The following is a 17,181-nucleotide window of genomic DNA, read 5'->3' as shown; positions in this document are numbered from 1 at the left end:
GTCCCGGCCCGAGCTCTTGGTGTGTGCGCGGGTTCCACGAGGTGGGATTGTCATACCTGTCGTACCGGCGTGCCAAGATCGGAGGCGAACCAGACTGGTGGTCGGAGGGGGCCTTGTGGGGCGTTTGTTGCGCATGGGTGGCGTGTTGCGGTATTCGGCTTCGAAGGACACTGTGCCGGCAACCCTGAACGGGGTGGAGAACTTCTACTTCGTCACCGAGAGTCCCGGTCGGCCGCGCGCCCTGCTGGAGAAGGGCATCAACGCCATGGCAAAGGTCGGGACGGGTGCCGGGGTGAGGCGGCCAGCGGTGATGATCCGGTCGAGCCCGTGGAAGGCAGGGTCGGAACAGACGCCGTGGCACGACGTGTTCGACATCGACAACGGGCATGTCCGCTACTTCGGCGACCACAAGCCGGAAACCACGAGCTCGGTCGGCACCACCACAGGCAACGCGGCCTTGCTGGAGGCGTTCGACAGCCATCAGTCGCCCACGGCGGAAGGCAGGGCGGCCGCGGCGCCGCTGTTGTTGTTCCGCTCGGTGTCGAAGGACGGCAAGGTCAAGGGGCACGTCCAGTTCTGCGGGGTCGCCGTGATCGAGCGGGCGGAGCGGGTGGTCCAGTGGGGCAGTCAGGACCGGACGACGTTCACCAATTACGTCTTCGACCTCGTGGTGATCGACCTCACGGCGGAGGGCGACACGCTGGATTGGGACTGGATCACCGCACGGCGCGACCCTGACCGGACGGACGCCCAAGTGCTGGAGCTGGCCCCCAAGGCATGGCGGGAGTGGGTGAAGCACGGCCGCTCGGTGCTGCCGAAGATGCGCCGGCGGGTGGCGCGCTCGCGGGTCGTCAAGGTGCGCGACCAAAGGCCGCTGCCGGGAGACCAGATGGACGCGGATCTCCAGGCGGTCTACAAGCGGTTCGACAACGACAAGCACGCGTTCGAGACGCTTGCCGCGATAGTCGCGGCGAAGGTGATGCGAGGGTCCGGGCACAGCTATGACGAGGGGTGGCTCACCCGGCGGTCGGGGGACGGCGGGGCGGACTTCGTAGGTCGCCTGGATCTCGGCAGTGGCCTGGCCGGCACGAAGTTGGTGGTTCTGGGGCAGGCGAAGTGCATCAAGCCGGACAGCCTGGTGTCGGCAGAGCAGATTGCCCGGGTGGTGGCCAGGCTCCGGCGCGGGTGGATCGGCGTGTACGTCACCACCGGGTCGTTCTCGGAGCCGGCTCAACTGGAGATGGTTGAGGACCAGTACCCGATCGTGCTGATCAATGGTCGGGACCTGATCAAGGAGTTGCACGAGACCGCCGACAAGGATTACGGGGGCGATCTGATGGGCTGTGTCGAGGATCTGTTGAGCAGCCGGTCGCTGGAGGTGCTTAGCCGGCGGCCGGAGGAGATTCTTCTTGACTGAGCGGACACGGTCAGCCGCTGGGGTCCAAGTGGCGGCGCTCGGGGAGCGGGGGGTGGGGGCGTGTGTTTGTGTGGGCGCTAACCGTTTGGGAGAGGTGAGCCTCCGTGACCATGCCGCCGTTCGGTTCCAATGACCCTTTCTCCGATCTGCTCAGCCGGTTCTTCGGGATGAGCCCGTTGGCCTCGCCGCCCGCCGTGCAGCGGGTGCCGATCGGGCGGCTGTTGAGCGAGTCGGCGCAGGAGTTACTCGCGACGGCCGCTCGGCGGGCGGCCGAGGACGGGAGCAGTGATCTCGACACCGCGCATCTGGCGTGGGCGGCCACCCGGGTGGAGCCGTCGCGGCGGATGCTGGAGCGGGCGGGGGTCGATCCGGACCGGTTGGCGGGGGATCTGGGCAAGGCGCTGCCGGCCGGGGACGGGGACGGTGGCGGGGGGTCGGTGGAGGACGCGCGGCCCGCGTTGACGCCGGCGGCCAAGCGGGCGCTGCTGGCGGCGCACGCGCGGTCGCAGGGGGCCGGGGCCTCGTACATCGGGCCGGAGCACATCCTCGGCGCGCTGCTGGAGGAGGAGCGGTCGGGGGCCGGTGCGGCGTTGCGCAATGTCGCGCCTTCGCAGGAGACGCTGCGGAGTGTCCTGGGGAGCGAGCGCGGCGAGAGCGGTGAGCGGGGACAGAGCCGGACGCCGACGCTGGACGAGTACGGCCGCGACCTCACCGAGGAGGCCAGGGCGGGCCGGCTGGACCCGGTGGTCGGGCGCGCCGAGGAGATCGAGCAGACCGTCGAGATCCTCTCCCGCCGCACCAAGAACAACCCGGTGCTGATCGGCGAGCCGGGCGTCGGCAAGACGGCGATCGTGGAGGGGCTGGCGCAGCGGATCGTCTCCGGGGACGTCCCGCAGAGCCTGAAGGAGAAGCGGGTCGTCACGCTGGACCTCACCGCGCTGGTGGCCGGGTCCAAGTACCGGGGCGAGTTCGAGGAGCGGCTGAAGAGCGTGATCGACGAGGTCACGGCGGCCGAGCAGAGCGTGATCCTGTTCCTCGACGAGCTGCACACCGTGGTCGGCGCCGGGGGCGGCGGCGAGGGTTCGATGGACGCGGGCAACATCCTCAAGCCGGCGCTGGCCCGCGGCGAGCTGAGCGTGGTCGGCGCGACCACCCTGGACGAGTACCGCAAGCACGTCGAGAAGGACGCCGCGCTGGAGCGCCGCTTCCAGCCGGTGCTGGTGCCGGAGCCGAGCGTCGAGGAGACGGTCGAGATCCTCCACGGCCTGCGCGACGCCTACGAGGCGCACCACCAGGTGCGGTTCACCGACGAGGCGCTGGACGCGGCCGCCGCCCTCTCCGACCGTTACGTCAGCGACCGCTTCCTGCCGGACAAGGCGATCGACCTGCTGGACCAGGCCGGCGCCCGGGTGCGGCTGCGCAGCCTGAGCGGTTCCACGGTGGCGATGCCGGTCCAGGAGCGGATCACCAAGCTGCGCCGCGAGCTGGAGGAGGCGGTGGCGGACGAGGAGTTCGTCCGGGCCGCCAATCTGAAGACCGAGCTGCGGCAGACCGAGGACGAGCTGGCCGCGATCGCCGAGTCGCGCGAGGAGGTGGTGGCGGTCACCGCGGACGACATCGCCCAGGTGCTCTCCGGCCGCACCGGCATCCCGGTCGCCGAGCTGAACGCGACCGAGCGCGAGCGGCTGCTGCGGCTGGAGGAGCACCTGCACGAGAAGGTGATCGGCCAGGACCAGGCGGTCACGGCGGTCGCCCAGGCGGTGCGCCGCGGCCGGGCGGGGATGGGTGACCCGGACCGGCCGACCGGCTCGTTCCTGTTCCTCGGTCCGACCGGCGTCGGCAAGACCGAGCTGGCGAAGGCGCTGGCCGCGCTGCTGTTCGGCGACCCGGACCGGATGATCCGCTTCGACATGAGCGAGTTCCAGGAGAAGCACACCGTCTCCCGGCTGGTCGGCTCGCCGCCCGGGTACGTCGGCTACGACGAGGCGGGCCAGCTCACCGAGGCGGTGCGCCGCAAGCCGTACAGCGTGCTGCTCTTCGACGAGGTGGAGAAGGCCCACCCGGACGTGTTCAACCTGCTGCTCCAGGTGCTGGACGACGGCCGGCTGACGGACGCGCAGGGGCGTACGGTCGACTTCCGCAACACCGTGGTGATCATGACGAGCAACATCGGCTCGCAGCGGATCCTCGACCACGCGGGCGACGTGGAGGCCCGGAGCGGGGCTCCTGACGCGGCGCTGAAGGACGATCTGATGCGGGACCTGCGCGGGCGGTTCCGGCCGGAGTTCCTCAACCGGATCGACGAGGTGATCGTCTTCCACGCGCTGACCCGCAAGGACCTGCTCCAGGTGGTGGACCTGCTGCTGGACCGCAGCCGGCGCCGGCTCAAGGCCCAGGGCGTCGGGCTGGAGGTCACCGAGGGGGCGAAGGAGTGGCTGGTGAACCGGGGCTACCTGCCGGAGTTCGGGGCCCGGCCGCTGCGGCGGACGATCCAGCAGGAGCTGGACAACCGGATCTCCAACCTGTTGCTGGACGGCACGGTCCAGGAGGGGGACACCCTGCTCGCGGAGGTGTCGGACGGGGAGCTGACGGTGGTGCGCACGCGCCCGGGGGAGTAGCGGAGGAGCGGAGGGCGGAGGACGGCGCGTCCGGGAGCACCGGGCGCGCCGTCCGCGCGGCTCAGGCGCCCGGGAAGACCTCGCGCAGCAGCGGGTCCGGCAGGCCGCGCTTGCCCCACTCGCGCGGGTAGCCGAGCGAGACCTCCTCGAACGGGACGCCGTCGTAGCTGGTCCGCCGGGGGATGTGCAGGTGCCCGTAGATCATCGTGGCGGTGTTGAAGCGGCGGTGCCAGTCCGCGGTGAGGTCGGTGCCGCACCACTGGGCGAACTCGGGGTACCAGAGGACGTCGGTGGGCTGCCGGACCAGCGGGTAGTGGTTGACCAGCACCAGGGGCAGCTGCGGGTCGTGCCCGGCGAGCCGCTTCTCGGTCAGCCGGACGCGCTCGCGGCACCAGGAGTCGCGGTCCGGGAACGGGTCCGGGTGCAGGAAGCGCTCGTCCGCGCAGACCACGCCGGAGGCGTAGGCGGCGGCCAGCGACTCCTCCTTGGTGGTGGTGCCGGGCGCCCGGAAGGAGTAGTCGTACAGCAGGAACAGCGGGGCGACCGCGACCGGGCCGCCCGCGCCGGTCCACACCGGGTAGGGGTCCTCGGGGGTGACCACGCCGAGCTCGCGGCAGACGTCCACCAGGTGCTCGTAGCGCTCGGCGCCGCGCAGTTGGACCGGGTCGCTGGGGTGGGTCCACAGCTCGTGGTTGCCGGGGGCCCAGACGACCTTGGCGAACCGCTCGGCGAGCAGGGCGAGGGCCCAGCGGATGGTGGTGGTGGACTCGGCCACGTCACCGGCCACGATCAGCCAGTCGTCCGGTGAGCCGGGCCGCAGCTGTTCGAGCAGGTCGCGGTTCTGCTGGTAGGAGACGTGCAGGTCGCTCACGGCGAGCAGCCGGCCTCCGGTCCCGCTCCGTCGCGTGCCGTCCGCGTGGTTGTCGTCCGCCATCTCAGCCCCCCGGGTGGTCGTCCTGCCGTCCCGGCCACAGTACCGGTGTCCGGCGGCCGGAACACGGTGTACGGATCTCCGTTCGGCGTCCGAACCCTTGACAGGGCGTCATGTCCGCGCCAGCTTTGGGGCACCCCCACACCGAGAGGTCTCTCATGAGGAAGCCGCTCATAGGCACGCTGGCCGCGCTCCTGACCGCCGGGGCGACCGCTCTCGCCGGAGCCCCGGCCGCGACCGCCACCATGGCCACCGAGTCGGCGCAGGCCGGCAAGGTCGCCGCCGTCACCTTCGCCGGCACCGTGGCCCTCAGCAACTGTTCCGGCTCGCTCGTCCGGCTCCCCGCCTCCACCGCCAACGACCCGGCGCTGGTGCTCTCCAACGGCCACTGCCTGGAGGCCGGCATGCCCGGCCCCGGCCAGGTGGTCGTCAACCAGGCCTCCAGCCGCGGCTTCACCCTGCTGAACGCGAGCGGCGGATCGCTCGGCACGCTGCGCGCCAGCAAGTTGCTCTACGGCACGATGACCGACACCGATGTGTCGATCTACCAGCTGAACACCACCTACGCCGCCATCCAGTCGCGCTACGGCATCGCCCCGCTGACGGTCGCGGCCACCCACCCCGTCCAGGGCACCTCGATCAAGGTCGTCTCCGGGTACTGGAAGAGGATCTACTCCTGCTCGGCCGACGGCTTCGCCTACCGGCTCAAGGAAGCGGACTGGACCTTCAAGGACTCCCTCCGCTACACCTCCGCCTGCAACGTCATCGGCGGCACCTCCGGCTCGCCGGTCGTGGACGCCGCCAGCGGCCAGGTCGTCGCGGTGAACAACACGATCAACGAGAGCGGCCAGCGCTGCACCCTGAACAACCCGTGCGAGGTGGACCAGAACGGCGCGGTGACCGTCCGTCCGGGCATCGGCTACGCCCAGCAGACGTACCTCATCCCCACCTGCTTCAGCGCCGGGAACAGGCTCGACCTGACGAAGCCCGGCTGCGCCCTGCCGCGCCCCTGACCAGCACGTCCGCCCCTGATGGGCCATCCGCGACCGGCGGGTGGCCCATTCGGCCGTCTACCGGACGGCCGGTCCGCCCGGCGGCCGCGCGTCGGCCGCGGGAGAGTAGTACGGACCACGGCACCGCCCAGTTCCGTTGACCCGATGGAGAGTTGATGACCACCACGATCAGAAGACTGCTGGTCGCCGTTCTGCTGATACCGCTGCTCGGCCTCGGCCTGGCCCCGACGGCCCTCGCCGCCGGGACGGCGGATCCCGGGACCGCCTCGGCCGCCTCGGCCGCCGACGACCGGTCGGCCGACATCAAGGACCGCCTGGCGGCGATCCGCGGCATGACCGTCACCGAGGAGCAGCCCACCACCACCGGCCACCGCTTCTTCCTGCTCACCTACACCCAGCCGATCGACCACAACCGCCCCTGGCTGGGCACCTTCCAGCAGCGGCTCAGCGTGCTGCACCGCGGCTACGACCGGCCGACCGTCTTCTTCACCAACGGCTACGCGCTGCGCACCGCGCCCACCCGCACCGAGCCGGCCCGGCTGGTCGACGGCAACCAGGTCTCCATCGAGTACCGCTACTTCACGCCGTCCCGCCCCGCGCCCGCCGACTGGTCCAAGGCCGGCATCAGGCAGGCGGCCACCGACGCGCACCGGCTGATCACCGCGCTGAAGCGGATCTACCAGCAGGAATGGCTCTCCACCGGCGGCTCCAAGGGCGGCATGTCCTCCACCTACCACCGCCGCTTCTTCCCGGGCGACGTGGCCGGCACCATCGCCTACGTCGCGCCGAACGACGTCAACGACCGCGAGGACTCCGCGTACAGCCGGTTCTTCCAGAACGTCGGCACCCCCGAGTGCCGCGCCGCGCTGACCGCCACCCAGCGTGAGCTGCTGGGCCGCCGCGACCGGCTGCAGCCCCGCTACGCCGCCGACAACGCCGCCGCCGGCTCCACCTTCACCACCATCGGCAGCGCCGACCGGGCCTACGAGCTCGCCGTGCTGGACTCGGTCTGGGCGTTCTGGCAGTACAGCCTGGAGGCCGACTGCGCGAACGTCCCGGGCGCCGCCGGCACCGACGACGCGCTGTACGCCTGGCTGGACGCGCGGGTCGGCATCACCGGCAACAGCGACCAGGAGCTCGCCGGCTACACCGCGTACTACTACCAGGCCGGCACCGAACTGGGCTCGCCCTCCTTCGACGTCTCGGCGCTCAAGGGCCTGCTGCGCTACGACTACGAGGAGCTGTACGCGCCGCGCAGCTACGTGCCGCGCGACATCCCGATGCGGTTCGACCCGTCCGCCATGCGCGACATCGACCGCTGGGTGCGCACCTCCGCCGAGCGGATCATCTACGTCTACGGTCAGAACGACCCGTGGGGCGCCGAGCCGTTCCGTCTCGGCCGGGGCAGCGAGGACAGCTACGTCTACACCGTGCCCGGCGGCAACCACGGCGCGAACATCACCCGGCTGCCGGCCGGTGAGTCCGCGGCGGCCACCGCCAAGGTGCTGGAGTGGGCCGGCCTCGGCGACGCCGCCGCCCACGCGCTGAGCGGCCGGTACCAGGTGCCGCCGATCGGCCCGCTGGACGAGGTGGGCCTGAAGCTGGAGCGCGCCCGCCCGTAGTCCGCCCCTGCGCACGAGACGAGGGCCGCCCGTCCGGGCGGCCCTTCGTCGTGCGACGGGCCCGCGCGCCCCTCCCCGAAGCAGTGAATCAGTGCTTCAATTCTTTCATGGCCTACCGACGCACCCCCGCCGTGCAAGCCCGCCTGGACGCCCAGCGCGAGGCGGTGCTCCAGGCCGCGGTCGGCCTGCTCGCCGAGCGCGGCTACGGCGGCTGCAGCATGGCCGCGGTCGCCGAGCGGGCCGGGATCGCCACCGGCTCGATGTACCGGCACTTCGGGAGCAAGGCCGACCTGTCCGTGGAACTCTTCCGCCGGGTGGTCACCCGGGAGGTCGCCGCCGTGCACGAGGCCGTCGCCCGGCACGGCACCCCCCGGGAGCGGATCGCGGCCGTCGTCGAGACCTTCGCCGCCCGCGCCCTGCGCGCCCCCCGGCTCGCCCACGCCCTGCTGGTCGAACCGGCCGACACCGTGGTGGACGCCGAGCGCCTGGTCTTCCGCCGCACCTTCCGCGACGTGCTCGCCGCCGAGATCGCCGCCGCCCTGGCCGCCGGGCAGCTGCCGCCCCAGGACCCGCAGCTGACCGCCGCCGCGATCGTCGGCGCGACCGCCGAGGCGCTCACCGGCCCGCTCGCCGCCGCACCCCCGCCCGACCCCCGGACCGCCCCCGACGCGGTGGTCCCCGCCCTGGTCACCTTCACCCTGCGATCCCTCGGAGGACGCGATGACAGCGACGCATGAGGTCACCAACCAGGTCCCGCTCCCGTACGGGCACGACACCGCCGCCGACCCCGCGCTGCTCGCCGCCCTGCACCGGGCCGGCGCAGGCTGGGCCGAGCCCGCACTGCGCGAACTCGGCCGGCTGGCCGGCTCCGAGCAGGCCGCCGAGTGGGGCCGGCTGGCCAACGAGAACCCGCCGGTGCTGCGCACCCACGACCGCTTCGGCCACCGGATCGACGAGGTCGAGTTCCACCCGCACTGGCACGAGCTGATGCGCACCGCCGTCGGCCACGGCCTGCACGCCGCCCCCTGGCGGGACGAGCGCCCCGGCGCGCACGCCGCCCGCGCCGCCGGGTTCTTCGTCTGGGGCCAGGTCGAGGCCGGCCACACCTGCCCGGTCTCGATGACCTACGCCGCCGTGCCCGCGCTGCGCGCCACCCCCGCGCTGGCCGCCGAGTTCGAGCCGCTGCTCACGGCCACCGAGTACGACTTCGGGCTGCGCGAGCCGCACGGCAAGCGCGGGCTGATCGCCGGCATGTCGATGACCGAGAAGCAGGGCGGCTCCGACGTCCGCGCCAACACCACCACCGCCGTCCCGCAGCCGGACGGGAGCTACCGGCTGACCGGCCACAAGTGGTTCACCTCGGCGCCGATGTCCGACCTCTTCCTCGCCCTCGCCCAGGCGCCCGGCGGGCTCAGCTGCTTCCTGCTGCCGCGCGTCCTGCCGGACGGCACCCGCAACCGGCTCCGGCTGCAGCGGCTCAAGGACAAGCTGGGCAACAAGTCCAACGCCTCCGCCGAGATCGAGTACGACGAGGCGTACGGCCTGCTGGTCGGCGAGGAGGGCCGGGGCGTGCGGACCATCATCGAGATGGTCAACATGACCCGGCTGGACTGCACCATCGGCGCCGCCTCCGGCATGCGGCTCGGCGCCACCCGGGCCGTCCAGCACGCCCTGCACCGCCGCGCGTTCGGCCGGGCGCTGGTCGACCAGCCGCTGATGCGCAACGTGCTCGCCGACCTGGTCGTCGAGTCCGAGGCGGCCACCACGGTGGCGATGCGGCTCGCCCAGGCCACCGACGCCGCGCTCGCCGGGGACGAGCGGGAGGCGCTGGTGCGCCGGCTCGGCCTGGCCGTCGCCAAGTACTGGGTCTGCAAGCGCGGCCCGGCGCACGCTGCCGAGGCCCTGGAGTGCCTGGGCGGCAACGGCTACGTCGAGGAGTCCGGCATGCCCCGGCTCTACCGCGAGGCGCCGCTGGTCTCCATCTGGGAGGGCTCCGGCAACGTCGCCGCCCTGGACGCGCTGCGGGCGATGGCCAAGCACCCGGAGACCGTCGACGCCTTCCTCGGCGAACTGGACGCGGCCGCGGGGGCCGACCGCCGGCTGGACGCGGCCGTCGCCGACCTGCGCAAGCGGCTCGCCGACCTGGACCAGCTGGAGTACCGCACCCGCCGGCTGGTGGAGGCGATGGCGCTGGCCTTCCAGGGCTCGCTGCTCGTCCGCTACGGCGACCCGGCGGTGGCCGACGCGTTCTGCGCCTCCCGGCTCGGCGGCGACCACGGCGCGGCCTTCGGCACCCTGCCGCCCGGCCCGGACGCGGCGGCGATCATCGACCGCGCCCGGCCGGTGCCCGCCGCATGAGCGCCCCCGACCCGCTGGCCGAGGCGGCCGAGGTACGGGCCTTCTGGCAGCACCTCGGCCTGCCCGGCCTGATCGACGTCCATACACACTTCATGCCGCAGAACGTCCTCGACAAGGTGTGGGCCTACTTCGACGCGGCCGGCCCGCTGACCGGCCGCCCCTGGCCGATCACCTACCGCGAGGCCGAGGAGCAGCGCGTCGCCCGGCTCAGGGAGTTCGGCGTCCAGGCGTTCACCGCGATGCTCTACCCGCACAAGCCCGGCATGGCCGAGTGGCTCAACGCCTGGGCCGCCGGCTTCGCCGCCCGCACCCCCGACTGCCTGCACACCGCCACCTTCCACCCCGAACCCGGCGCCGCCGGATACGTGGCCCGGGCGCTGGAGGGCGGCGCCCGGGTGTTCAAGGCACACCTCCAGGTCGGCGGCTGGGATCCGAGGGACGAGGCGCTCGACGAGGTCTGGGGCCGGCTCGCCGACGCCGGAACGCCGGTGGTCACCCACTGCGGCTCCGGCCCGGTCCCCGGCAAGCACACCGGCCCGGGCCCGATCGGCGAGGTGCTCGCCCGGCACCCGCGGCTGGTCCTGGTCGTCGCCCACCTCGGCATGGACGAGTACGCCGACTTCCTCGACCTCGCCGAGCGCTACCCCGGGGTGCGGCTGGACACCACCATGGCGTTCACCGACTTCGCCGAGCAGACCGCCCCCTTCCCGCGCGCCGAACTGCCCCGGCTGCGGGCGCTGGGCGACCGGGTCCTGCTCGGCAGCGACTTCCCCAACATCCCCTACCCGTACGGTCACCAGCTGGAGGCGCTGGACCGGCTCGGGCTGGGGGAGGAGTGGCTGCGTGCCGTCCTCCACGACAACGCGGCCGCGCTGTTCGGTATGTGACGGTCAGTCGAGGCTGCTTAGGAGGGGGAGTGCCCGGGCGTGCAGGCCCGGCGCGGCGGTCAGGAAGCCGTCCGACCCGGGCGTCCAGGGCGCGCCGGCGGTGTCGGTCACCGTCGCGCCCGCCTCGGCCGCGACCAGCGCGCCGGGCAGCAGGTTGGCCGCGTCGGGACCGAACTCCCAGAACAGGCCCAGGTGTCCGGAGCCGACCTGGGCCACCTGGAGCGAGGTCGGGCCCAGGTTGCGCACGGCCAGGACCGCGCCCGCGACCGCCGACAGCGAGGTGCCCGCCCGGCGCAGCGCCACCGGATCCCGGGCGACCAGCGGGGGCTGGCTCGTCCCGGCCACCGTCGCCGCCAACTCCCGTTCCACGACGGTGATCGGCCGCCCGTCCAGCTCCGCTCCGCCGCCGCGCACGGCCCGGTAGGTGGGGCCGAGCAGCGGCGCGTGCACGACGGCCAGCACCGCCGCGCCGTCCCGCACCAGCGTCGCGGTCACCGCCCACTGCGGCAGGCCGAGCAGGAACTGCACCGCGCCGTCGGTGGCGTCGCAGAGCCACCACTCGCCCTCGGCCGGCACCGTGCCGTCGAACTCGTCCTCCACCCGGCCCGCCCGCGGGCGCAACGCGCCCAGCCGGTCCCGGAGTTCGGCCGCCACCGGGCCGTCCAGCGCGGCGAACCGCGCCCTCGCCTCCGCCAGGGTGGACGCCGGGCACGGCCGGTCCGGCCGCTGCGCGGCCAGCCTCGCGCCGACCGCCCGGACCGCCGCCTCCGCACCCGTCAGCAGCCCGCGCAGTTCCCGCACCTCGTCGTTGCTCATCGTCCCTCTTCCGTTCGTCCCGGTCGCATGGTCCAGGAGTACCGTCGGTGCGGCCGGGCCGGACGCCGGACGGCGACGAGGCGACGGAGATCGGACATCATGGACGTCACAGCAGCTGATCCGGACACCGTGCTGGACGCCCTGGACCGCCGACTGGTCTGCGCGCTCCAGGTGAACGGCCGGGCCGGGGCGGGGCGGATCGCCGAGGTGCTCGGCGTCTCCGCGCGCACCGTCACCCGCCGGCTCACCAGGCTCCAGCAGACCGGCCTGGTCCGGGTGGTCCGGATGCCCGCCGTCGAGGACGCCGCCGTCGGCGCGCTGCTGCTGCGGATCCGGGTGCTGCGCGGCAAGGCCGACACCGTCGCCCAGGCCCTCGCCGACCGGCCGGACGTGCCGTTCGTCGACGTCATGCTCGGCGGCCAGGAGATCGGCGCGGTGATGCTCAGCGACGCCGGCGCCCGCGACCGCCTGCTGTACGGACGGCTGCCCGCCACCACCGCCGTCGCCGAGACCACCGCGCACGCCGTGCTGCACGCCTTCGCGCGCGCCGACCAGTGGCGCTCGGGCCACCTGGGCGAGGCCGAGGCGGCCGCGCTCGCCGAACCCGGGCCCGCCCGGCCGGCCCCGGGCGGCGTGCTGCTGGACGAGCTGGACCGCGCGCTGCTGGACCGGCTCGGCGAGGACGCCCGGCAGTCCCACGCGGCGCTCGCGGCGGCCGTCGGCACCCCCGAGTCGACCGTCCGGCGCCGGCTGCACCGGCTGGACGGGGCCGGGCTGGTGCGGACCCACACCACCGTCGACCCCCGGCTGCTGGGCCTCGCCGTGGACGCCAACCTGTGGCTGGACGTGCCGCCGGGCCGGCTCGCGGCGGTCGGCGCGGCGCTGGCCCGGCACCGGCAGGTGCACGGCGTCTTCGCGACCAGCGGGCCGGCCAATCTGATGGCCGCGGTGTTCTGCCCGGACCACGCCGGGCTCTACCGGTTCGTCACCGACACCCTCGGCCCGCTGGGCGTCGGCCGCGCCGAGACCACGATCGTGGCGCGGGCCGTCAAACGGGCGGGCGTTCCGCTGCGGAGGCCGCGCACCCGGACGTGAGCGCGAGGGCGGGCGCGGGCGCATGACCCTGGAGGTAATCGACGCCCCGTCCGGCCCCCGGCACAGTGGTGTCCACCCGGCGGCGGCACCGCCGACCGGGCTCCCACCCCACCCCCGGAGGGCGATCCGCCATGTCCGCGCACACCCTGAACTCCGCCGCCCGCACCGCCCCCGCCTCCTTCAGGGCGCTGCGCGGCCTCCTCGCCCTCGACGCCGTGGTCAGCGGCGGCAACGGTCTCGCCTACCTGGCCTTCCCCGGCCCGCTCGGCGAACTGCTGGGCGTCGGCCGCTCGACGCTGCTGGAACTCGGCGCCGTGCTGGCGGTGTTCGGCCTCGCGGTCGGCCTGCTGGCGGCCCGTCCGCAGCCGCCGGGCCTCGCGGTGCGGGCGGTGATCGACGTCAACCTGGTCTGGGCGGTGCTCAGCGTGGTGGCGATGGAGCTGTGGTTCGAGCCGACCACCGCCGGCTACGTCTGGATCCCGTTCCAGGCCGCCACCGTGGCGCTCTTCGCCGTCCTCCAGTTCACCGCCCTGCGCCGCCTGACCGCCTGACCGGCCGGCCATGGCGGTCTGTGCGGCTACCGCTCCGTCCCCACGGCGGCCTGCAGGAACGCGACCGTCTCCGTGTCGGCCGGGAGGAAGGTCTCCATGGCCAGCTCGGAGACGGTCACGTCCATCGGCGTGTTGAAGGTCGCGATCGTCGACAGGAACGACAGCACCCGCCCCTCGAACGCGATCCGCAGCGGCAGCGCGAACGGGAACAGTTCGGTGATGTCCTCCTCACCGCCGTCCGCCGCCGCGCCGGGCGGCTCGGGGTAGGCCCGGACCTCCTCCAGCAGCGCCCGCAGCGGCTCCGAGCGGACCAGCCCGACCTGCTGCTCCATCCGCTCCAGCAGGTGCCGCCGCCACTGGCGCAGGTTCAGGATCCGCGGCGCGACGCCCTCCGGGTGCAGGGTGATCCGCATCGCGTTGAGCGGCGGCTCCAGCAGGTGCGGGGCGACCCCGGTGAGCAGCAGTCCGAGCGCCCGGTTGGCGGCGAGGACCTGGAACGTCCCGTCGACGACCAGCGCCGGATAGGGGTCGTGCGAGGCGAGCAGCCGCTCCATCCCGGAGCGCAGCGCCGCCATCGCCGGGTCGTCCAGCCGCTTCTCCGGGTAGTGCGGCGCGTACCCGGCGGCCAGCAGCAGCGCGTTGCGCTCGCGGACCGGGACGTCGAGGTGCTCGGCGAGCCTGAGCACCATCTCCTGGCTGGGCCGGGCGCGGCCGTTCTCGATGAAGCTGATGTGCCGGGCCGAGGAGTCGGCCAGCAGGGCCAGTTGCAGCTGGCTGAGCCGGCGCCGCTCCCGCCAGCCGCGCAGCAGCACGCCCACGCCCGTTCCGGCCGTGTCCGGCCCCATCCCCACCATGATCGTCATGGCCGGGACAGTACTAGGCTCCGGGGCGTCAGGCGCCGGTGGTCGAGCCGGGCCGGATGATCATCAGCACCACGACGACCGCCCAGAGCAGGTTGAAGACGCCCGCCGTCATCGGCAGCAGGGCGAGCCCCTTGACCGCCTTGCCGTGGTCCGCCGAGCCGTGCTCCAGGTCGAGCGCGTCCACCGCGGCCTGCTGCGCGGGCAGCACGAACAGCAGCAGCGCCAGGGCCGCGACGGCGGTCAGCACCATGGAGGCGATCAGCCAGGACTGGCCGAGCACGTCCATGACCTGGGCCACTCCGATGCCGAGGACCGGCACGGCGATCCCGAGCAGCGCGTAGACCTGGGTGATCCGGTGCAGCAGCCGCAGCATGCCGGCGTCGGCGGCCTGCTCGGGCCCGCCCGCCAGCGCCGCCTTCGCCCGGCGCGGGAACATGCTGACGGCCACGGCCACCGGGCCGATGAACAGCACCGAGGCGAGGACGTGCAGGCTCAGCAGGAACTTGGCCATGGCGGGGCACCCTTGTGACTCAACGGGGGCGGCCCGCCGGCGGTCGCGGCCGGGCAGCCGGGGCGGACGGTTCTTCCCGCCCCGACCAGGACGCTAACACCGCTTATCCGACCGGCTCCCACCCAGGTCGGGGCCTCACAGGGCGCTCAGTTCGACGGCCCGCGGCGCCAGCTCGCTGACCGCCGCGACGGCCGAGCCGTGCGCCTCGTCCACCCAGTCGAGCAGCTGGAGGCCCTCGAAGGGGCTGAGCAGCGGCCGGTCGCCGGGCAGGTCGAGCGGGAGTGCGGAGAGGTCGACGGCGGCGAGCCCGTCCAGGGTGGTGCGGCCGATCTTGATCAGCGCCTCCTTGCGGACCCAGAGCCGCAGGAAGGCCCGCGCCGGGTCGGCGTGCTCCCGCACCTGCCGCAGCTCGGCCTCGGCGAGCACCCGGGGCGCGACGTCGAGCAGGGTGCCGCCGCGGTCGGTCAGCTCGACGTCGACGCCGATCGGCCGGTGTCCGGCGGCGGCCGCGACCACGCCCTTGGTGTGCGAGAGGCTGACCTCGATGCCGGGGTGGTCGGGCAGGTAGGGCTTGCCGTGGTCGGCCTCGCCGCAGTCGGGGCAGCGCTGGGCGAGGGTCAGTCCGGTGGCCGGGACGCCGAGCAGGGCGGCGGCGCAGAGCCGGACCAGGACGTGCGCGGCGACGAAGTCGGCCCGCCCGGACTCGTACCGGAACCGGGCGGCGCGCTCCTTCTCCAGGGGGGTGAGCAGGTGCTCGCCGGCCTCGGGGTGGCGCAGCACGTCGGCGCTGGTGGCGACGGTGGCGATCGCGTCGGAGGTCATGTCCCCCAACCTAGCGGGGCCGTCGGAGGGCCGGGAGGACACGGCGGGCTCGTCCGGTCGAAGGATTTACGGATCGGCGCTGATGGTCTGTATGGTACAGAGCTGTCCGATTTGGTATCGGATATCACAAATCTCTGGATTCTCTGGGATTCGACCGGGATGATCCAGGATCAACTGGAACGTGGCGGGAGGGGCAGGACCTGCCCACTTCCTCGTACGAAGGATTGTGTCGATGAGTCAGAGGGCCCGTACACAGGGTTATGAGAGAACCGCGGTGCAGAGACCGCCGGCCCCCCGCGGCCGCCGGAACGCCCGGATCGCCGCCGCGACCGCCGCCGCCGTGCTGCCGCTCGCCGCGGTGCTGACGGTCGGTTCGGCCGCGCCGCTGGCCCCGCCGCTGGGCGCGTGCAGCGGACCGGACTGCCCGGCCACCTGGCCTCCGGTCAACAACGGCGACTTCACCGGCCGGGACGCCACCATCACCGTCTTCACCGGCGGCTCCTACCTGGTGACCGGCCGGGCGGCCGAGGCCGAGGGCAAGATCGTCACCCTCGGGGACTTCACCGTCGACAAGAGCCAGGGCGGCGGCGCGTTCAACGCGGGCGTGGTCGGCGTCGGTTCGCGGGTCGTGCCGCCGAACGGCAGCGACTTCCTCACCGTCGGCGGCGACGTCACCGTCCAGCCCGGCAACAGCCTGCTGATCGGCGGCAGCGACTCCCAGGGCACGGCCTTCGGCAACCTGCGGTACGCGGGCGCGCTCACCGGCACGGTCAACATCGACCCGACCGGCCAGGCGATCCAGGACGCCAACGCCGCCGCGCCGTACCAGTCGGTGCTCACCCAGATCGAGGAGGTCTCGGCCTGCGTCGGCACGGCCACCGCCACCGGAACCGTCGCGCTCACCAGCAGCGAGGCGACCTTCACCGGCGACGGGACCAGCATGAAGCAGGTCTTCAACGTCACCGGGAACCTCACCTCGCCGACCGGCGGCCAGATCGGCCTGGTGTTCGCCAACATCCCGGCCGGCGCGACCGTCGTGATCAACATGCTGTCGGCAGACCCGGTCATCAACACCTACACCGGCACCGGCCTGCCCGGCGATCCGACCACCGACATGCGCTCCAAGCTGATGTGGAACTTCCCCACGGCCACCAGCGCGCGGATCAACGGCAGCGCGCAGTTCCAGGGCTCGGTGATGGCGGGCAACCCGGCCGGCACCACGACCATCGACATGCCGGGCATGAACGGCCGGGTGTACCTGGCGGGCAACCTGGTGCAGACCGGCAACGGCGGCTACGAGATCCACAGCTACCCGTTCGACGGCGACCTGCCGGACTGCGCGGTCACCCCGAGCCCGACGCCGACCTCGCCGTCGCCCTCGCCGACGTCCCCGACGCCGACGCCGACCGAGACCTCCACCTCGCCGGCCCCGACCAGCCCGACGCCGACGCCGACCTCGCCGACGCCGACGCCGACGCAGACGTCCCCGACGCCGACCGAGACCACCACCTCCCCGGCCCCGACCACCCCGGCGCCGACGGAGACCACCACCTCGGCCGCGCCGACCAGCCCGACCGCCACCTCCAGCTCGTCCAGCGCCGCGCCCGGCACCGGTGGTCCGACCACCGGGGGCCCGACCACCCATCACCCGGCGCCCACCCACGGCGGCGGGGGCGG

15 protein-coding genes are annotated in these 17,181 nt (G+C 73.4%); 10 read left to right on the top strand and 5 right to left on the bottom strand.

Features of this window, described 5'->3' with window-relative positions; translation table 11 throughout:
• Positions 1-193 precede the first annotated feature (193 nt).
• Both ABD308_RS19020 and ABD308_RS19015 read left to right on the top strand, forming a co-directional pair.
• Positions 194-1,417 carry a restriction endonuclease gene (locus ABD308_RS19020; RefSeq protein ID WP_344336071.1) on the top strand — a complete coding sequence of 408 codons (1,224 nt, stop codon included), beginning with the start codon at positions 194-196 and terminating at the stop codon, positions 1,415-1,417.
• A gap of 110 nt (positions 1,418-1,527) precedes the next feature.
• On the top strand, positions 1,528-4,035 hold the full coding sequence (locus tag ABD308_RS19015) for an ATP-dependent Clp protease ATP-binding subunit (RefSeq protein WP_425554799.1): 2,508 nt from the start codon (positions 1,528-1,530) through the stop codon (positions 4,033-4,035).
• A gap of 61 nt (positions 4,036-4,096) precedes the next feature.
• Here ABD308_RS19015 and ABD308_RS19010 read toward each other — a convergent pair whose 3' ends face one another.
• Positions 4,097-4,969: a metallophosphoesterase family protein gene (locus ABD308_RS19010; protein WP_344336066.1), complete on the bottom strand. Its 873-nt coding sequence runs from the start codon at positions 4,967-4,969 to the stop codon at positions 4,097-4,099.
• A 155-nt stretch (positions 4,970-5,124) separates the two neighbouring features.
• Here ABD308_RS19010 and ABD308_RS19005 point away from each other — a divergent pair, with 155 nt between their 5' ends.
• The 5 genes from ABD308_RS19005 to ABD308_RS18985 all read left to right on the top strand — a co-directional run bounded on the left by ABD308_RS19005 (position 5,125) and on the right by ABD308_RS18985 (position 10,846).
• Positions 5,125-5,979 carry a S1 family peptidase gene (locus ABD308_RS19005; protein ID WP_344336063.1) on the top strand — a complete coding sequence of 285 codons (855 nt, stop codon included), beginning with the start codon at positions 5,125-5,127 and terminating at the stop codon, positions 5,977-5,979.
• Positions 5,980-6,134: 155 nt separating this feature from the next.
• Complete coding sequence (locus tag ABD308_RS19000) at positions 6,135-7,601, top strand: S28 family serine protease (RefSeq protein ID WP_344336060.1); 1,467 nt, start codon at positions 6,135-6,137, stop codon at positions 7,599-7,601.
• A 107-nt stretch (positions 7,602-7,708) separates the two neighbouring features.
• A complete protein-coding gene (locus ABD308_RS18995; RefSeq protein ID WP_344336057.1) occupies positions 7,709-8,338 on the top strand; it encodes a TetR/AcrR family transcriptional regulator in 630 nt (209 codons plus the stop codon).
• The gene (locus ABD308_RS18990) at positions 8,322-9,959 is read left to right on the top strand and encodes an acyl-CoA dehydrogenase family protein (RefSeq protein WP_344336055.1); all 1,638 of its coding nucleotides are present in this window, start codon (positions 8,322-8,324) and stop codon (positions 9,957-9,959) included. The genes ABD308_RS18995 and ABD308_RS18990 overlap by 17 nt, the downstream gene beginning before the upstream one ends.
• The gene (locus tag ABD308_RS18985; RefSeq protein ID WP_344336052.1) at positions 9,956-10,846 is read left to right on the top strand and encodes an amidohydrolase family protein; all 891 of its coding nucleotides are present in this window, start codon (positions 9,956-9,958) and stop codon (positions 10,844-10,846) included. Before ABD308_RS18990 ends, ABD308_RS18985 begins: the two co-directional genes overlap by 4 nt.
• A gap of 3 nt (positions 10,847-10,849) precedes the next feature.
• On the opposite strand, the gene ABD308_RS18980 is transcribed toward ABD308_RS18985, so the two are convergent.
• A complete protein-coding gene (locus tag ABD308_RS18980; RefSeq protein WP_344336049.1) occupies positions 10,850-11,662 on the bottom strand; it encodes an inositol monophosphatase family protein in 813 nt (270 codons plus the stop codon).
• 99 nt (positions 11,663-11,761) lie between these two features.
• Between ABD308_RS18980 and ABD308_RS18975 the strand changes: the two genes are divergently transcribed.
• Positions 11,762-12,757 carry an Lrp/AsnC family transcriptional regulator gene (locus ABD308_RS18975; RefSeq protein WP_344336046.1) on the top strand — a complete coding sequence of 332 codons (996 nt, stop codon included), beginning with the start codon at positions 11,762-11,764 and terminating at the stop codon, positions 12,755-12,757.
• 131 nt (positions 12,758-12,888) lie between these two features.
• Positions 12,889-13,308 (top strand): hypothetical protein, encoded by a 420-nt coding sequence (locus ABD308_RS18970; RefSeq protein WP_344336043.1) that lies wholly within the window; start codon positions 12,889-12,891, stop codon positions 13,306-13,308.
• Positions 13,309-13,334: 26 nt separating this feature from the next.
• Here the strand turns inward: ABD308_RS18970 and ABD308_RS18965 are convergent, their stop codons facing one another.
• The 3 genes from ABD308_RS18965 to ABD308_RS18955 all read right to left on the bottom strand — a co-directional run bounded on the left by ABD308_RS18965 (position 13,335) and on the right by ABD308_RS18955 (position 15,504).
• Entirely contained in the window at positions 13,335-14,171 is an 837-nt protein-coding gene (locus ABD308_RS18965; RefSeq protein ID WP_344336041.1) for an MmyB family transcriptional regulator, read from the bottom strand.
• A gap of 28 nt (positions 14,172-14,199) precedes the next feature.
• Positions 14,200-14,682, bottom strand: coding sequence for a hypothetical protein (locus ABD308_RS18960; protein ID WP_344336038.1), 483 nt, complete (start codon positions 14,680-14,682; stop codon positions 14,200-14,202).
• 135 nt (positions 14,683-14,817) lie between these two features.
• Positions 14,818-15,504 carry a 4'-phosphopantetheinyl transferase family protein gene (locus ABD308_RS18955; protein ID WP_344336035.1) on the bottom strand — a complete coding sequence of 229 codons (687 nt, stop codon included), beginning with the start codon at positions 15,502-15,504 and terminating at the stop codon, positions 14,818-14,820.
• 274 nt (positions 15,505-15,778) lie between these two features.
• Between ABD308_RS18955 and ABD308_RS18950 the strand changes: the two genes are divergently transcribed.
• Positions 15,779-17,181: choice-of-anchor A family protein (locus tag ABD308_RS18950; protein WP_344336032.1), on the top strand; the 1,403-nt coding region annotated here is incomplete at its 3' end.

The sequence above is a fragment of the Kitasatospora putterlickiae genome (assembly GCF_039527695.1).
Lineage (GTDB): Bacteria > Actinomycetota > Actinomycetes > Streptomycetales > Streptomycetaceae > Kitasatospora > Kitasatospora putterlickiae.
The sequence above is the reverse complement of the archived record's forward strand: the minus strand, read 5'-3'. Positions and strand labels throughout refer to the sequence as shown.